The organism is Pseudonocardia sulfidoxydans NBRC 16205 (assembly GCF_007989085.1).
Lineage (GTDB): Bacteria > Actinomycetota > Actinomycetes > Mycobacteriales > Pseudonocardiaceae > Pseudonocardia > Pseudonocardia sulfidoxydans.
The window spans coordinates 1-16,546 of record NZ_BJVJ01000007.1 but is presented as its reverse complement, the minus strand read 5'-3'; the positions used below and the strand labels follow the sequence as shown (position 1 = coordinate 16,546).

Annotated in this window: 16 protein-coding genes; 6 read left to right on the top strand and 10 right to left on the bottom strand. The window is 73.2% G+C overall.

The annotated features are described in order from the left end of the window. The first annotated feature begins 14 nt into the window (after positions 1–14). Positions 15–686, top strand: a complete 672-nt coding sequence (locus PSU4_RS05735) for a GAP family protein (RefSeq protein ID WP_147103137.1) — start codon at positions 15–17, stop codon at positions 684–686. Between the two features lie 35 nt (positions 687–721). Here PSU4_RS05735 and PSU4_RS05730 read toward each other — a convergent pair whose 3' ends face one another. The 4 genes from PSU4_RS05730 to PSU4_RS05715 form a co-directional block, all read right to left on the bottom strand. Beyond that, a complete protein-coding gene (locus tag PSU4_RS05730; RefSeq protein ID WP_147103135.1) occupies positions 722–2,068 on the bottom strand; it encodes a diacylglycerol/lipid kinase family protein in 1,347 nt (448 codons plus the stop codon). Between the two features lie 106 nt (positions 2,069–2,174). After that, positions 2,175–2,729: a potassium channel family protein gene (locus PSU4_RS05725; protein WP_222596175.1), complete on the bottom strand. Its 555-nt coding sequence runs from the start codon at positions 2,727–2,729 to the stop codon at positions 2,175–2,177. A 48-nt stretch (positions 2,730–2,777) separates the two neighbouring features. Then, positions 2,778–4,226 carry a DUF2252 domain-containing protein gene (locus PSU4_RS05720; RefSeq protein ID WP_147103133.1) on the bottom strand — a complete coding sequence of 483 codons (1,449 nt, stop codon included), beginning with the start codon at positions 4,224–4,226 and terminating at the stop codon, positions 2,778–2,780. Positions 4,227–4,270: 44 nt separating this feature from the next. Next, the gene (locus PSU4_RS05715) at positions 4,271–4,705 is read right to left on the bottom strand and encodes a DUF7144 family membrane protein (RefSeq protein WP_147103132.1); all 435 of its coding nucleotides are present in this window, start codon (positions 4,703–4,705) and stop codon (positions 4,271–4,273) included. Positions 4,706–4,925: 220 nt separating this feature from the next. On the opposite strand from PSU4_RS05715, the gene PSU4_RS05710 reads away from it, so the two are divergent. Then, a complete protein-coding gene (locus tag PSU4_RS05710) occupies positions 4,926–6,197 on the top strand; it encodes a RidA family protein (protein ID WP_147103130.1) in 1,272 nt (423 codons plus the stop codon). Between the two features lie 96 nt (positions 6,198–6,293). On the opposite strand, the gene PSU4_RS05705 is transcribed toward PSU4_RS05710, so the two are convergent. Further along, positions 6,294–7,052 (bottom strand): IclR family transcriptional regulator, encoded by a 759-nt coding sequence (locus tag PSU4_RS05705; protein ID WP_147103127.1) that lies wholly within the window; start codon positions 7,050–7,052, stop codon positions 6,294–6,296. Positions 7,053–7,202: 150 nt separating this feature from the next. Here PSU4_RS05705 and PSU4_RS05700 point away from each other — a divergent pair, with 150 nt between their 5' ends. From PSU4_RS05700 to PSU4_RS05685, 4 genes are read left to right on the top strand one after another with little or no spacing between them, the layout of a single operon-like run. After that, complete coding sequence (locus tag PSU4_RS05700; protein ID WP_147103312.1) at positions 7,203–8,132, top strand: hydroxymethylglutaryl-CoA lyase; 930 nt, start codon at positions 7,203–7,205, stop codon at positions 8,130–8,132. Between the two features lie 29 nt (positions 8,133–8,161). Continuing rightward, positions 8,162–8,914 carry a CoA transferase subunit A gene (locus PSU4_RS05695; protein WP_147103125.1) on the top strand — a complete coding sequence of 251 codons (753 nt, stop codon included), beginning with the start codon at positions 8,162–8,164 and terminating at the stop codon, positions 8,912–8,914. Further along, the gene (locus tag PSU4_RS05690; RefSeq protein WP_147103123.1) at positions 8,911–9,552 is read left to right on the top strand and encodes a CoA transferase subunit B; all 642 of its coding nucleotides are present in this window, start codon (positions 8,911–8,913) and stop codon (positions 9,550–9,552) included. The genes PSU4_RS05695 and PSU4_RS05690 overlap by 4 nt, the downstream gene beginning before the upstream one ends. A gap of 25 nt (positions 9,553–9,577) precedes the next feature. Continuing rightward, positions 9,578–10,447 (top strand): hypothetical protein, encoded by an 870-nt coding sequence (locus tag PSU4_RS05685; RefSeq protein ID WP_147103121.1) that lies wholly within the window; start codon positions 9,578–9,580, stop codon positions 10,445–10,447. Between the two features lie 21 nt (positions 10,448–10,468). Here the strand turns inward: PSU4_RS05685 and PSU4_RS05680 are convergent, their stop codons facing one another. The 5 genes from PSU4_RS05680 to PSU4_RS05660 form a co-directional block, all read right to left on the bottom strand. Then, on the bottom strand, positions 10,469–10,948 hold the full coding sequence (locus PSU4_RS05680; RefSeq protein ID WP_147103119.1) for a DUF421 domain-containing protein: 480 nt from the start codon (positions 10,946–10,948) through the stop codon (positions 10,469–10,471). Between the two features lie 21 nt (positions 10,949–10,969). Next, the gene (locus PSU4_RS05675; protein WP_147103117.1) at positions 10,970–11,488 is read right to left on the bottom strand and encodes a hypothetical protein; all 519 of its coding nucleotides are present in this window, start codon (positions 11,486–11,488) and stop codon (positions 10,970–10,972) included. Between the two features lie 84 nt (positions 11,489–11,572). Next, a complete protein-coding gene (locus PSU4_RS05670) occupies positions 11,573–12,691 on the bottom strand; it encodes a glutamate--cysteine ligase (RefSeq protein ID WP_222596173.1) in 1,119 nt (372 codons plus the stop codon). A gap of 214 nt (positions 12,692–12,905) precedes the next feature. Then, positions 12,906–13,319 carry an ATP-binding protein gene (locus tag PSU4_RS05665; RefSeq protein WP_222596172.1) on the bottom strand — a complete coding sequence of 138 codons (414 nt, stop codon included), beginning with the start codon at positions 13,317–13,319 and terminating at the stop codon, positions 12,906–12,908. A gap of 515 nt (positions 13,320–13,834) precedes the next feature. Beyond that, entirely contained in the window at positions 13,835–15,481 is a 1,647-nt protein-coding gene (locus tag PSU4_RS05660) for an ATP-binding SpoIIE family protein phosphatase (RefSeq protein ID WP_186816761.1), read from the bottom strand. Positions 15,482–16,546: the final 1,065 nt, after the last annotated feature.

The window sequence follows — 16,546 nt, the reverse complement described above, 5'->3', positions numbered from 1 at the left end:
GTCCGGGAGGCGGGATGAGCACCGAGGCGCTCCTGCTCGCCCTGACCACGATCGTCCGCCCGACGACGGTCGCCGCCGTGTTCGCGATTCTCGCCACCCGCACCCCCCAGCGGCTGCTGCTGGTGTACGTGGTGGCGGCAGCCGCGTTCAGCATCGCGGTCGGCATCGTCGTGATGGTGCTGCTGCGGGGGCTGCTGTCCACGACGTCGTCGTCGGCGCCACGGCCGGTGCTGGACCTCGTGCTCGGCGGTGCAGCGCTCGGGTACGCGTGCGCCGCCTGGGCCGGGTGGGCGCCACGGCGGCGCAGCACCCGCCCGCCCGACGAGCCGACGTGGACGCAGCGGATGCTGGACGGGATGACGGTGCGGGGGGCCGCGTACGCGGGGATCCTGACCCACCTGCCCGGGCTGGTCTACCTGGCGGCCCTCAACGCGATCGTCGCCAGCACGACGGACTCGCTCGACCGGCTCTTCCAGGTCGCCGTCTACACCGCCATCTGGTGCCTCCTGCCGCTGACGGCGCTGCTGATGTCGTTGCGCCGGCCCGAGCTGTGCCAGGAGCTGCTCGAACGTCTCGCCGACGGCACCCGCCGGCACCGCAGGTTGATCACCGTGGTGTTCCTCGGGGTGTTCGGCGCGTATCTCGTCTGGTCCGGCATCACGGTGCTCACCGCTCCGCCGGCGTGACCGGTGCGCCGCGGGCGAGTCGGGCCGGGCGATCTCTAGGCGGCCGTCCACTCCTTGCCGCCGGCGACCCGCACCAGCCCCACGACCGCCCGGCCGACACCCGCGTGCGCGACGCCGACGGGAGGCGCGCCGGGGGCGTCGAGGGGCGTCCGCACCTGAAGCGCCCCGGGCAGGACCCGGAACCGCAGCGGCGTCGGGAGACGCAGGGCCTCGCCGTCGACCCCGACGTCGACCAGCTCGTCCGCGGAATCGACGACGAAGTCCGGCGCCGTCCATTCGCGGTAGCCCGCGAACTGCCCGAGACGGCGGCCCGCCTGGGCGGCCACGAGCCTGCCCACCTCGCGGCCGACCGTGACCGACACGATCCCGAGCACCCCGGCGTCGAGACGCTCGCGGGTCCCGAAGCCGCGCAGGTCGTCGAGCCGGTAGACCCCGTTGGACACCAGCAGCACGTCGGCGGTGTCGACGGGCTCGCCGTCGGCGCCGGTGAACCGCAGGTCGAACGGTTTCGCGCCGGGTCCCAGGAGGTCCGGCAGCATCCCGGCCGCCGTCGACACCTTCGCGTCCCGGTACGCCTGCGACTGCACCACGGTCGCGTAGACGCCCATCGAGGCGTTGTTGACGAAGATGCGGTCACCGACCAGGGCGAGGTCGATCCGGCGTTGCACGGCGTCGCCGTACCCGGCGAGGGCCGCGGCGACGTCGTCGCGGTCGAGGCCCAGGTCGAGTGCGAAGTGGTTGCGGGTGCCGGCGGGCACGCAGACGAACGGCAGGTCGTGGCTGCGCGCGACGTCCGCGACGAGTGCCTGCGAGCCGTCGCCGCCGGCCATCCCGATCACGTCCGCGCCGTCGGCGACGGCCTGCTCCGCGAGCTGCCGCAGGTCGTCGCCACGCTTCAGCACGATCGCCGTGACCCCGAGCCGGGCGGCCTCCTCCACGAGGGCGAACCGCCCGACCTTGCCGCCCCCGGACCACGGGTTCATCAGCAGCACACCCCGCCGGGCCGGGCCGACCCGGTGCGCGCCGGCCGCCGGCGTGGCGGCTGTCGCGGAACCGAGGGCGACCCGGGCCGCCGCGGTGGCGAGCGCCGCGAGGGCGACGACGAGCACGAGAGCGACGACCGACCTGATGTCGAGCAGCACGACCACGCCGACGAGCGCGGCGACGGCGACGACCGCCGCGCCGATCCGCATCGCGCCGCGGTGCACGAGCGCCGTCCAGGCCGCGAGGACGGTCACCAGCAGCAGGACCAGGGCGAGGGGCAGCCACAGCGGGTGGCGCCAGAGGGCCCAGACGACCACCGCGAGCCCGGCGGCGAGGGACAGGAGTGCGCCGACCGCGGCCATCCGTCGTCGCGTGTCGGGAGTTGTCTCGCTCTGCATGGCACGACCGCCTCTCACCCGGGCTCGGGACGAACGTTGCTGGGGCCGGGGGGCTGCGTCGTCACCCGCGGCGGAGGATGTCGCCGTGCGCGGGCCGCGGTGCCGGTCACGGTCGACTGCGGTGCCACGGTCCGGGGCCGCGGACCGTGGCCGGCGCGGCGCCGACCCGGCCGCCGCCGGAGACGCGGGCGCCGCGGGCGGTGCCGACGAGGGCGCGGGCCGCCGTCGCCAGCACCGCGACGTCGAAGACCAGCTGGGCGACGACCAGGCCCCGGGCCACCTGGCCCTCCGCGTGCACGTCGCCGTAGCCCACGGTGGTCAGCGTGGTGAGCGAGAAGTACAGGGCGTCGGTCTTCGTCCGCAGGTCCACGAACTGGCCCGGCATCGTCGTGGCGACGACGAGATCGGCGAGGGCGAAGGTGACGACGCCGGCGACGAGCGCCACGAGCAGGGGACCGGCGCGCGCCGGGTTCGGCGTCTGCAGCTCCTGATCCACCCGCCGCCCGACGACCAGCACCAGCAGCGCGAGGACGATCGCGAGCAGGCCGCCGCGCAGCCACGCGTCCCCCGTCATGACGTTCTCGCCGAAGGGCGCCACGTAGTAGGCGATCACGACGAGACCCGCGCTCACCAGCGTGCGGACGATGTCACGACGGGTCATCAGCCCCCTCCGGTCGCTCCGCCGTGGCCGGTGCGAACGACGGGTCGATCACTTCGGGTCCTCGACGACCGCGATCCTCCCGGCGTCGATGGCGCGGCGGAGCGCGGCGTGGTCGGACTCGGTGCGCTGGGCGTAGGCACGGGCGAACGCGGCGATCGCGCGGTCGAACGAGTCCGACGACCCCAGGTAGCCGGCGATCGCGATCCGGTCGCCGCTGCGTGCGTGTGCGCGCGCGAGCGTCCGCCCGCACAGGTCGGCGTAGATGACCAGGCCGCTCGCCCGCAGGACGGTGAGGTCGATGGACCCCTTGCCGTCCCGGAGCTGGCGCAGGTAGAAGTCGCGTTCCAGGCCGTCCGGCCCGGCCGCACGCTGCCAGCCGAGGAAGATGTCGCCGACGGCCTGCATCCGGCGCTGGCCCTCGACCACCCGTTGCCCGGCCGTGGCCTGGGGTGCGGCACCGAGTACGGACTCGAGCGTGGACGGCCCGGCTTCCTTGGCCTGCAGGAACAGGGGGTCGGCGGCGTCGCGTCCGAGGAACAGCAGCATCCAGCAGCGGGTGCCGACGCTGCCGACGCCGACGACCTTGTGCGCGGCGTCGACCGCGCGGTAGCGGTCGAAGAGCCAGCACCGGTCCGGCGGCAGGCTCTCCCGGTACCCGACGAGGATCTCCTGGAGCCAGTCCTCGATCCCGCGCCGGGCGACCTCGTCCGGGTACATCTCGCGGACGGGCACCACCAGCGGGGGTGCCGACCGGATCCGCGGCGTCCCGTCGACGAGGCCGGTGAACCGGGCGAGGGCCCCGAGGTTGTCGCGGGACCGGAACTTGTCGAGGTTCCGCTCCATCCGGGACCGCCGGCCGGGGGCGATCCGGCTCCGGTAGCGGCGGAGCGCGTCCTCGGCCTCCAGGTGGTCGTACCAGACCTCGAGGGTGGTCATCCGCGCGTAGCGGCGCATCGCCTTGCGGTAGCCGCGGAGTGCGGCGAGCACGGCGAGCTCCCGGTCGGCCGGGGCGAACAGGCGGTCCCGCCCGGCGACCTCGACGCTGGCCGCGAGCCGCTTGACGTCCCACTCCCAGGGGCCGGTCAGGGTCTCGTCGAAGTCGTTGACGTCGAACACGAGCCGACGCTCCGGCGAGGAGAAGAAGCCGAAGTTCGCGAGGTGCGCGTCCCCGCACAGCTGCACCTCGATACCGCTCACCGGGGTGCGGGCGAGGTCGGCCGTCATGACGGCGGCCGAGCCGCGCAGGAAGGTGAACGGCGACGCCGACATCCGGGCGTAGCGCAACGGGAGGAGCTCGGGCACGCGGCCGACGTCCTGCGCGGCCAGCAGCCGCAGGGCGCCGGGACCGCGGCGGGCCGGGAGCTCCGCGTGCGCGGACCGCGGGACGGCGGCGCGCGCGGCGCGGCCGCGCTCGTGGTGCTCGGCCGGCGCCTCCCGCGGATCCAGCTCGTCCGCCTCGTCGACGGTCGTCAGCGGCGCCGGGTCCAGGGCGGTCATCGCGGCCGCGCCAGGTGTGCGGTGATCACGGAGCGCCTCCCCGGTCAGGCGGCCGCACGCTGCTCGCGGACGAGCGCGGCGATCACGACGACGTCGAGCGCGATCAGGACGAGGGACCAGACCGGGTAGTAGGGCAGGAACATGAAGTTGGCGATGGCGCTCAGCCCGGCCAGCACGATGCCGACCATGCGTGCCCACGTCTGCCCCTGCACGACTCCCAGACCCGTCAGCGCCATCGCGGCACCGACCACCAGGTGGATCCAGCCCCACGTCGTCACGTCGAACGAGTAGACGTAGTTCGGGGTGGCGACGTACACCTGGTCCCGGACCAGCGCCGCGATCCCCGCGAGGACCTGGCAGATCCCGGAGACGATCAGGAAGACGCCCGCGAAGACGCTGAATCCCGTCGACCACCCCGTCGAGGCCGGACGGGTCGACGTCGGGTCGCCGCTCGACGGATGGGTCGTCGTGTCGCTCATGTCCTTCTCCTGTCCCGGGCGGGAGTCGTCGGCCGCCGGGGGACGCTAGACACGGGTGGCCGCACCCGGCTCACCCGTGCAGGGTGACCACCTCGCCGGGCCGCCGTCCGACACCTGGCCGCAGCACGGTTCCCCCGGCCGATCCCCCCGGCGCGGCTGATCCGCGCCGGGGTCGCCGGACACCATCGCTGTGTTTGTCGACCAGAAAGTGGTGCCCGACATGAGTGACCTCAACGCAGTCCTGGCGCGGAACCCGGAGCAGGCGCCGAAGCCGATCGGTCCGTACTCCCAGACCGTCGCCTTCTCCCACTACAACAACGTCTCGGGGCAGCTCCCGATCGACCCCGCGACCGGCGAGGTCGTCCCGGGCGGTGTGAAGGAGCAGGCCGGCCAGGCCCTCGCGAACCTCCGGGCCGTGGTCGAGGGCATCGACCACGTCCTCGACGACGTGGTCCGGCTCTCCGTGTTCGTCACCGACATCGCCGACGCCGACACCGTCGACACGGTCGTCGCGTCCGCCTTCACCGGCTACGTGCCCGCCCGCACGACCGTCGCCGTCGCCGCGCTGCCGCTGGGCGCCGCGGTACAGATCGACGCCCTCGTCGCCCACGGCGAGGGCACGATTCCGAACGCCCCGCAGGCGGGGGACCTCGTCAAGGTCGTCGCCGGCACCGACGCGGCACCGCGGAGCCCGGGCTCCTCGCAGGCGGTGGCGTTCTCGCACTACAACAACATCTCGGCCCAGCTGCCGATCGACCCGGCGACGGGTGAGCTCGTGGCCGGTGGCGTCGCCGAGCAGACCGCGCAGTGCCTGGCCAACGTCAAGGCCGTCCTGCAGGGGATCGACGTCCCCTTCGACGACATCGTCCGCGTCACGATCTTCCTCACGGACCTCGCGGACGTCGACGCGGTGAACGAGGTCTACACGACCTTCTTCCCGGACACGGCCGTCGCCCGGGCAGTGGGCTACGTCCCCGCCCGCACCGTGGTGGAGGCGGCGGCCCTGCCGCAGGGTGCCCTCGTGCAGATCGAGGCGGTCGTCTCGCACGGCGACGGCACGCCGCCGCAGGAGGTGGAGGACCGGCACGGGATCGTCATCCGGGCGAACGACACCGATGCGGCGCCCCGCAGCCCGCTGTCGACGCAGAGCGTGGCCTTCTCGCACTACAACCACGTCACCGCCCAGCTGCCGATCGACCCGGCGACCGGGGAGCAGGTCGGCGGCGGCATCGCGGACCAGGCGCGGCAGTGCCTCGCGAACATCAGGGCGATCGTGGAGAGCGTCGACCACTCGCTCGACGACGTCGTCAAGGTGAACCTCTTCCTCACCGACATCGCCGACATCGCCGCGGTGGACGAGGTCTACGCCACGTTCTTCCCCGGCGGTGTCCCCGCCCGCCGGACCGTGGGCGTCTCGGCCCTGCCGGGTGGTGCGCTGATCCAGGTCGACGCCGTCGTGGGCAATGCCGAGGGCACCCCGCCCGCGGTGTGACCACCCCCGGCCCGCTCCCGTGGCCGCCGCGGCCCCCGCCGGCCACGGGAGCGGGCCGGCTCGGGGGTGCCGGTCGGTCCCTGCTGGTCGGTGGGGCTACGCGTGTCTGCTCAGGAGATGGGCGCGGTCGAGGAGCATCCGGCCGAGGGTGGGGATCCGCTCGTCGGTGAAGCGCGACCGCACGCCGGTGAGGGTCAGGGCGGACCGCGGGCGGCCCGCCCGGTCGAACACGACGGCGGCGAGGCCCCAACTGCCCTCGACGAGCAGGCCCGGGTTGACCGCGTACCCGCGCTCCAGCGTCGCGCTCACCCTGGACCGCAATGCGCGCCGGGAGTGCGACCTGCCCCAGCGCGTCGTGAGGTCGGTGGCGGCGATGTAGTCGCGCGCCTCGACGCCGGGCAGGTGCGACAGCAGCGCGAGACCCGCGGACGCGACGCCGAGCGGGAAGCGGATGCCCTCGTAGAGGACGTGCGAGCGCAGCGGGAAGCTCCCTTCGCACTCGGCGAGGCAGACGGTCTCCCGGCCGCGGAGCACGGAGAAGTAGGCGCTCTCGCCCGTCTGCTCGGCGAGGTCGGCGAGGACGTCACGGACGTGGCCGCTGACGTCGTAGCGCGCGGCCGCCACGGTGCCGAGCAGGTACAGCTCGGGACCGAGGTGCCAGCGGCCGGTGTCGGTGTTGCGGTCGACGAAGCCCTGGTCGGCGAGGTCGGTGAGGAGCCGGTGTGTCGTCGGGCGGGGCAGCCCGGTCCCCCTGGCGACGGCCGACGTCGTGGCCCCGGCCGTGTCGGTGGTCCCGACCGTGCGCAGGACGAGCCCGACCTTGGCGATCACCGACGTCCCGAGGGATGGCTGCATCGTCCCGCCTTTCGTCCGTCCAGCGGCCGTCTCCGCCCGATTATGTCCGCTCAGTGGACAGGTTGTGGAGGCCGGGGCGGTCGTCGGGATTCGCTTCGCGCGACAGCTCGCACGACGCGACGACCGCTCGTGCGCGGGGAGGCGGTGGCGGTGGACTTCGGGGTCACACCCTTCGACGGGCTACCGCTGCCTTCGCGGGTCACGATCTGCGAGGTCGGTCCGCGCGACGGGTTGCAGAACGAGTCGACCGTCCTGCCGGTGGAGGTCAAGGCCGAGTTCGTCGACCGGCTCGTCGACGCGGGGCACACCGTGGTGGAGACCACGAGCATGGTGCACCCCAAGTGGGTTCCCCAGCTCGCCGATGCCGAGGACCTGCTGCGCATGGTGGTTCCCGCGCCCGGGGTGCGGTACCCGGTCCTGGTTCCGAACGAGCGTGGTCTCGACCGCGCGCTGGACCTCGGGGTGCGTGACATCGCGGTCTTCGGCAGCGTCACCGAGACCTTCGCCCGACGCAACCTCAACCGCGGTGTCGACGAGTCGCTCGAGATGTTCGCGCCGGTCGTGGCGCGTGCCCGGGACGCCGGGATAGGCGTGCGCGGCTACCTCTCGATGGTGTTCGGCGACCCGTGGGAGGGGCCGGTCCCGACCCGCGATGTGGTCGCCGTCGCGACCCGGATGATGGCGCTGGGCTGCACCGAGCTGAGCCTGGGCGACACGATCGGGGTCGCCACACCCGGCCGCGTCGAGGACGTCCTCGACGCCCTGGTCGCGTCCGGAATCGGGATCGACGCCCTCGCCGTGCACTTCCACGACACCTACGGCCAGGCACTGAGCAACGCCCTGACCGCGCTGCGCCGCGGCGTCACCCGGTTCGACACGTCCGCGGGCGGGCTGGGCGGCTGCCCCTACGCGGGCTCGGCCACCGGCAACCTCGCCACCGAGGACCTGCTCTGGCAGCTGCACGGGCTCGGCGTCGAGACGGGCGTCGACCTGCACCGGATGGTCGACACCAGCATCTGGCTGGCCGGGCGCCTGGGGCGCCCCAGCCCGTCCCGCACCGTCACCGCCTTCGCCGGCTGACCCGGCACCCACGACCGGAAAGGAACGACATGGACAAGGTGATCGGCGCCGACGAGGCGCTCGCAGGCATCACCGACGGCGCCACCCTCGCCGTGGGCGGCTTCGGGCTGTGCGGCATCCCGTCCACGCTCATCGCGACACTCCACGGCCTCGGCGTCGGCGGCCTGCAGGTCGTGTCGAACAACTGCGGCGTCGACGACTGGGGCCTGGGGATCCTGCTGTCCGACAAGCGGATCGCCCGGGTGACCGGCTCCTACGTCGGGGAGAACAAGGAGTTCGCCCGCCAGTACCTGTCCGGTGAGCTCGAGGTCGAGCTGTGCCCACAGGGCACCCTCGCCGAGCGGCTGCGCGCCGGCGGCTGCGGCATCCCGGCGTTCTTCACCCCGGCCGGGGTCGGCAGCCAGATCGCCGACGGCGGCCTGCCGTGGCGCTACGCCGCCGACGGGTCCGTCGCGGTCGCGTCGCCCGCGAAGGAGGTCCGCGACTTCGGCGGGGTCCCGCACGTGCTGGAGAACGCGATCGTCACCGACTTCGCGCTCGTCTCCGCGGCCAAGGGGGACCGGTACGGCAACCTGGTGTTCGAGAAGACCGCGCAGAACTTCAACCCGTTGTGCGCCATGGCCGGGCGGGTCACGATCGCCGAAGTGCAGGAGCTGGTCGAACCCGGCGAGCTCGATCCCGCAGGCATCCACCTGCCGGGGGTGTTCGTCCAACACGTCGTCCACGCACCCGACGTCGAGAAGCGCATCGAGAAGATCACGGTCACGGAGGTCGAGCGATGAGTTTGTCCCGCAACGAGATGGCCGCGCGTGCCGCCGCCGAGCTGCGTGACGGCGAGTACGTCAACCTCGGCATCGGCCTGCCCACGCTCATCCCCGGGTTCCTGCCCGACGGCGTGCACGTGGTGCTGCACAGCGAGAACGGCATCCTCGGCACCGGCCCCTACCCGGCGCCCGACGACGTCGACCCCGACCTCATCAACGCCGGCAAGGAGACCGTGACGATCCGCCCGGGCGCGTCGTACTTCGACTCCGCCCTGTCGTTCGGGATCATCCGCGGCGGCCACCTCGACGTCGCCGTCCTGGGCGCCATGCAGGTCTCGGAGAAGGGCGACCTGTCCAACTGGGCCGTGCCCGGCAAGATGGTCAAGGGCATGGGCGGGGCGATGGACCTGGTCCACGGCGCCCGGCGTGTCATCGTGCTGATGGAGCACACCGCGAAGGACGGGTCCCCGAAGATCCTGCGCGAGAACACGTTGCCCTACACCGGGATGGGCGTGGTGAACCGGATCATCACCGACCTCGCCGTCCTCGACGTCACCGACGACGGGCTCGTCCTCGTCGAGACGGCCCCGGGGGTCACCGAGGCCGAGGTGCTCGCGGCGACCGACGCACCCGTGAGAACGTCGACGGCGGTGTGAGGCCACGACGTCAGGAGCCGCCGACATGACCGCCGATCCGATCCCCGCGGTCCGTGAGGAAGAGGCGGTCGGCGCCACCGCGGAGGTCTTCGCGGACCTGCGCGCGACGCTCGGGCTGCCGTTCGTCAACCTGATCTGGCGGCACCTGGCGACCGTTCCCGGTGCGCTGCAGGCGGTCTGGCGCGCCGTCCGGCCGTTGTACCTGACCGGGGAGCTGGCCGCCCGGTCCGCGGAGATCGGAGCGCGCGCCGTGCCCGGCGGGGTCGAGCCGGTGCCCCACGAGGTGTGGTCGGTGCTGGGCGTCGACGAGGCCGCCCGCCACGACGTCGCGGGACTGGTCGACTTCTACAACCGGGCGAACTCGACGAACTTCCTCGTCTTCACCGCGATCGACGTCCTCCTGCGGGGCGGGCCCGGTCCGGGCGCCGGCGCCCGGACCGGGAACGGGAGCACCGCGCCGGTCGCCGCGCCGCCCGCCGCGGCGGTTCCCCCGCTCCCGCCGATGGACGCGTTGTCCCCGGACCTGCGGGCGCTCGTCCTCGCGTGCGACGCGCTGGGCAGGCTCGGGGCGAGCGCCGCCCACGCCAGCCTCTACCGGCACCTCGCGCTGTGGCCGCCGTTCCTGGCGACGGCGCACGTCGCGCTGTCGCCCCTGCACCGGTCCGGTGTGCTCCAGACCGCCCAGCGCGACCTGATCGGGGTCGCGCGAACCGTCGTCGTCGACGAGCTGATCCCGCTGCTGCCGCAGGCCCGCCTCGTCGTGGACGACGACGTCCGCACGCGGATCGGTCCGGTCGTCGAGGAGTTCGCGACGATCATGATCGGCCGCATGGTGGTCACCGGCGCGGTGATGCGCGCGCTCCTGCCCGGCCCCGGCAGGCACCCGGCGACGTGACCGCCGGGCGCCGGTGGCGCCTCAACCGACCGACGGACGCTCGGGCGAGCCGCTGTCGCCGGCCGTCGAGGTGAAGAAGGAGATCTTGCCGTCGGTCTCCAGCACCGCCAGGTCGATCTCGGTGAAGCGACGGATCCCCTTCTCCCTCGCCGCGGCCATCAGGTCGTTGACGGGCAGGCGTTCCCTGGTCATGACGTCGAGCAGCGGATCGCCCGAGCGCACGATCACGACCGGCACCCCGTGGGTCAGCGGGCGGACCCGTCGCCAGCGCGTGTTGGCCCACGAGATCGCGATGGTGAGCACCGCGAACGTGCTGACGGCCAGGATGCCGGAGGTCACCGAGTAGTCCTGCTGCGTGATGGACTGCTGGACGAGGTCGCCCATGGTGACGTAGAGCAGCAGCTGGAAGGTGCTCAGCTCACCGAGGGTGGAGCGCCCGGCGACCCGGGTGACGAGCCACAGGAAGCCGAACATGACGACGGCCCGCACGACGAGTTCCATCGGTTCACCGCTCCTTCGGCATCAGGGCAGCAGGAAGGTCGAGAAGGACACCGTGGCCCGCGGGGCGCCGCCGTCGACCACGGACACCTCACCGGACTCGCCGAGCTGGCTCGAGGGCTGGATGTAGGCGTCGAAGTCGATGGTGAGGTCCTCGCCCGGCGGCGGGTCGAACGTCCAGTACAGACGGGTGGCGTCGGCGGTCTGCGAGGCCGGTTCGGGATCGAGGCCCTGGCTCTCGTAGATGTCGAAGTAGCCTGCCGTCACCGCCACGGTGACCGGGCCGGAGAACCCGCCGTCGCGGTGCACGGTGACGGACCACGGGACGTCGAGCCCGGCCCGGGCGACCCAGGCGTACTCGACCGACACCGTCCACGGCCCGTCGACGGTCGTGGTCGTGGTGCTGCGGACACCGAGCAGCCCGGCCAGTCCGGCCAGCACGACGACCACGAGCATCGCGACGGCGACGGACCGCAGGACGGCGCGGCGTGGCGTCGTGGCGCCACGCACGTCGGAGAGCGTCGACCGCTCGTCGCTGTCCATGCGCCCCCCACACCTCACCCGATGTAGAGCATCGGTTCCCCGTGCACGCCCCCGCAAACGACCCGGACGGGGGACGCGGTCGTCTCAGTTCGTGACGAGGTAGGTGGCGTCCGCGGCGTCGAGCACCACCGCCCGCAGGTCCCGCGTCCGGGCGTGCACCGCCCGCTGACGATCGGCCCCGGTGCCACGACGGACGACCGCGTCCACCAGTTCGGTGACGACGGCCAGGTCGCCCGCGGCCGTCAGCGCCGGCTCCACGTGTGCGACCAGGTCGTCCACGACGGTGCGCGCAGGCGCGGGCGTCCACGTCGCCGGGTGGACGAGCTCGCCCGCCATGCCCGACCGGCCCGCCCGCCAGGCCGCGAGGCGCAGCACCTCCGCCGGTACCGGGTCGGGGTCGACGCCGGCACGCCACTGCGCCGCGGCGGTGTCGACGAGCGCCCGCGCCAGTGCGGCGACGAGCACGGCGTCGTCGGGTTCGCGGCAGACGTCGGCGACCCGGATCTCGACCGTCGGATGCCGGCGGGAGAGCCGGGCGTCGAAGTAGATCATGCCCTCGTCCAGCAACGTGCCGGTCCCGAGCATCGCGCGTTCCACCGCGGTGTAGCGCTCCGCGGACCCGAACAGGGAGAACGGTCCGGCCGACGGCCAGCGCGACCACACCTGGCTGCGGTAGCTCGCGTAGTTCGAGTCCTCACCGTTCCAGAACGGGGAGTTCACCGACAGGGCGGCCAGCACGGCGAGCCACGGACGCATCCGGTCGAGCACGGCCACGCCCTCGTCGGCGCACTCGACCCCGACATGGACGTGGCAGCCGCACGTCAGCTGCTCCTGGGCCGTCCGGCCGAACCGTTCGAGGATGCGCCGGGTCCGGGCGCCCGCCGAGACCGTCGGTTCGACGGCGAGCGGGTAGGTGGCCAGGGCGACGGGCACGACCCCGGCGCTCTCGGCCGCCCGGCGCGCGTCCGCCCGGCGGTCGACGACCTCGGCGCGCAGCTCGTCGAGGGTGTGGCTGGGCCGGGTGCCCGTCTCCAGCTGCTCGCGGTGCAGCTCGGAGGTGAGCTCGCCGCCCTCGTCGTCCGGCGCGCCCGACGTCCCCCGCTCGGCCTTGTCGATCCGCAGGACCGTGCTCGCCACGGCGGCCGCCGCGGCGGTGTCCGGGTCGACCAGCACGAACTCTTCCTCGATGCCGACGGAGCGCACCGGCGTCCTCTCAGCGCAGCCCGTGCCGGACCACGCAACGATCGGGCCGCGCCCTGTCGGCGTGGCGGGTGAGGACCCGGTGACGACAGCCCCCGCGTCGGAGGCTGCATCGGCCGGGTCCGATGTCCTCAGGCATTTCCCCGCCGCACGGCCGGACAAACTGCGCTCCCGTGCGCCGCGACGAACGTGCCGGTGACGGCGACGAACGCGAATGTCAGGCGGACACGTTCATCGCCGGGAGCACGACGTCCGCGACGACCGTCTTACCGCCACCGTGGCGCCGGAACGACCACCTCGACGACAGGTGCGCGACCATCTGCAGGCCGCGGCCGCGGACGGCGGCCGTGTCGTGCGGCTGCAGGCGCGGCTCCTCGGCCGAGCCGTCGGTCAGCTCGATCCGCAGGCTCCCCGGGGTCAGCGTGGCGGTCAGGCTGAACGGGGTGTGGGCGTGGTCGACAGCGTTGCACGCCAGCTCGTTGGCGATCAGCAACGCGTCCGCCGCGGCGTCCGCGTCGACCTGGCACCGGTCGAGAAATGCGCGCATGTCACGCCGGACCTGGACGCAGGACTCGCGATCGGGCCGGTAGCGCTGTCGCATGCGCCGTTCCTCCATCATCACCGTCGGCATGCGGGGAGCCGGGTTCAGCGACGGGATGCCCCGGTGAGGATCCGCGCAAACCGCCGGCCGCATCCCCGGCCGAGGGATGGGTACGTCGCGTCCATGGGCGATCCCGGGCCGTGCCACGCCGGGCGGGGTGTGCCGGGGTGTGTGTCGGCATGTCCCGGCGTCGATGATCGTGCGGGTTCAGGTGGTCGGCGACCTCGGCCTTCGGCCGGTGGAGCCCCACCCGCGTGATCACTGTTCCCGGCGCATGAGCGACGAAGACGACCCTCATCCACTGAAGCGACGATCATGGGCATTGGCTACAGGATCTGTGCGCTGTCGAACCGATCCAGGTCCGCGCGCCGAACATCCCGGCGTCGGCCGGGGGCGGGAGGGGTCTCGGGCCCCCGGCCGGCGCCTTGTCGGTGCCGAGCCGGCGAGGGCCCGCCTCTCCGGCGGGACCCTCGCCCAGCCAGGGGCGGGTACCCACCGACGTCCCCGGGAACCTGTCCGGATCGTGCGGCGCGGGATGGTGGTGGTCAGGGGTCCAGGTTCATCGCCGCGACGGTCACGTCGGCCGACACCGTCTTGCCCGCGCCCTCCCGACGGAACGACCACCCCGACGAGAGTCCCTGCACCATCTGCAGACCCCGTCCGCGTTCCGCCCTGGCGTCGAACGGCTGCAGGCGTGGCTCGGCGGGCGAGCCGTCGGTGACCTCGACCAGCAGGTTCCCCGGCGTCAGCGTGGCGGTGAGGCCGAACGGTGTGCGGGCGTGGTCGACGGCGTTGCTGGCCAGCTCGCTGACGACCAGCAGCGCGTCCTCCACGGTGTCCTCGTCGACCTGCCAGCGCGCCAGGAAGGAGCGCACGTCGCGGCGGACCTGACCGCACGCACCGGGGTCGGGGGCGTAGCGGTGCCGCAGGGTCCTGCGCTCCGGCCCGTCCTGCGGATGCGCCGAGATGGTCGCGGCCGCCGCGCCCTGCGACGTCGAAGCGCTGGTGAGGAGCGCGAGGGCGCGGTCGTCGCCGCGGATCGGCGCGAGCGCGTCGACCTTGGTGAGGAGGCTGTCGAGGACGGTGTCCGGCCGTGTCTGCCAGTCGCGCCCGGCCTCGGCGAGCGTGGGGGACAACAGGTTCAGCAGCCCGTCGGTCCACAGCAGCTCGCCTGCCGCGTTGCGGGCCTCGATGAGACCGTCGGTGTAGAGGAGCAGCGCCCAGTCCGGGGGCAGCGGCACATCGACCGCGGCCCAGGTGGTGCCGACCTGCACCCCCAGCGGGACCCCGAGGGCGTGGTCGGGCAGCGGGGCGGGCGTCGTGCCGTCGATCAACAAGGGTGGCGGATGGCCCGCGAGGTAGAGGTCGGCGTGGCGACGGTCGGCGGACACCGAGACCATCGCGACGGTGGTGAACAGCGTGGCGTCGTGACGTTCGGTGACGAGGACCCGGTCGAGCACCGGAAGCACATGACCGGCGGGCACGCCGGCGAGGATGAGGGTGCGCCACGCGATCCGCAGGCTCACACCGACGGCAGCCTCGTCCGGGCCGTGCCCGCTGACGTCGCCGATGATGACATGCAGGGTGCCGTCGTCGGTCTCGATCGTGTCGTAGAAGTCGCCGCCCAACAGGAGCTGCCGCCGACCGGGCTCGTACCGGGTCGTCACGGCGACGGTGGCGTCCTGCAGCAGCGGCGTCGGGAGCAGCCCACGGCCGAGGCGGCGGTTCTCCTGCTCGTGGACGCGAGCCTGGTGCAGCTGCGTGGCGAGTCTTTCGGCGTGCCGCCGCTCGACGGCGTACTGGACGGCGCGGGTCAGCAGCTGCCCGTCGACCCGGCCCTTGATCAGGTAGTCCTCGGCACCGGCGGCGACCGCGGCGCGACCACGGGTCTCGTCGACGTCGCCGGTGAGGACGACGACCGCGGGATGGCCCTCCACGGCCAGCAGGCGGGCGAGGGCGCCGAGCCCCACCGCGTCGGGAAGGTTCATGTCGAGCAGCACGCAGTCGGCCTCACGCAGCCTCGGCTCCGCCTCGGCGAGGCTCTGCACGTGGACCACGTGGGAGATCTCCCCGACGTCGGCGAAGAGCTCCGTCACGAGCACCGCGTCGGCGGCGTCGTCCTCGACGAGCAGCACCCGGATGTCGCGGGGACGCGCGTCCACGGAACCGCCCACGGGCGAGGTCGAGTTCACGTTCCGGCCTCCTCGCGCGCGACTGGCGTCGAGACTAGTCACGTACGGGCAGGGTCGCCGATCCGATCGGGGCGGAGTGTGACGACATCGTCGCCGGGGGTTGCGGACGACGGCATCGGGTATCGAAGATCGCTGCGGGGGCTCCGAAGTCGCGCGCGACGGCGATCGAGTGGGCGATGTCGGCGACCGTGACGTTCAGACGCTGCGCAGAACGGCGAACGCTCCATCAGGAAGCCCCCGGCCCGCCCGCACCGAGGTCGCCGACACCGAGTTCACCGCGTTCACCGCGGCAAGACCGAGCACATCACTGCCCGACTGCTCTCCGCGCTGTCCAGGGCATCGCGGCCGGAGCGATCATGCCCGCCGCGACCGGGATCGTCGTGCGCCGGGTCCACCGCCTCAACCCCGCCCACCATGGCCCCGACCCCGCGCAGCTCGCCAGACAAGGCGGCGGGCAGCACAGGGTTCGCCACCGACCGCTACCACGTGATGTTCACCGACAGCCAGGCCCCGATGCTCGCAGCCGACCTGAGGAGCGTCGCACCTGCCCTCCGGCCGTTCGGCGCGCGTGGGCTGGCTGGTCTGCGCCGCGATCGTCCACAACCACGCGCCGCGGGCGTCCTGGCCGGGCGCTGCACACCTGGCTCGGACCGGACCCTGCGCGTCCGGCTGATCAACGTTGCGGCACGCCCGGCCTGGTCCGCCGGCCGGCTCGTGCTGCACCTACGTCGAGGACGGCATGGCAGGCAGGCGACTCCTCGACGAGCTGTTGCGTCGAGCACTGCTCGATACCTTGGCCGTGATGGCCGGACCATCCGCCCACGAGGGGCCCGACCGGAGATCAGAGCTGGAACAGCCGGCCGGACCGGCTGATCAGTCACGCCCACCCCAGCCCTCCCGCGGTGGAGCCAGGTTCAGTGAGACGCGACCGGCAGAGGATCTGTGCGTGCACGGGCGCGACCGCGTGGGTGTGCCACGTGGCAACTCCGCGATTCGGTGGTCGCTGCTGGGGGTGGGTCGAGATTGGTGAGTTGGATCGTGTGTCGGGGTCGGTGTCGTGGTCGG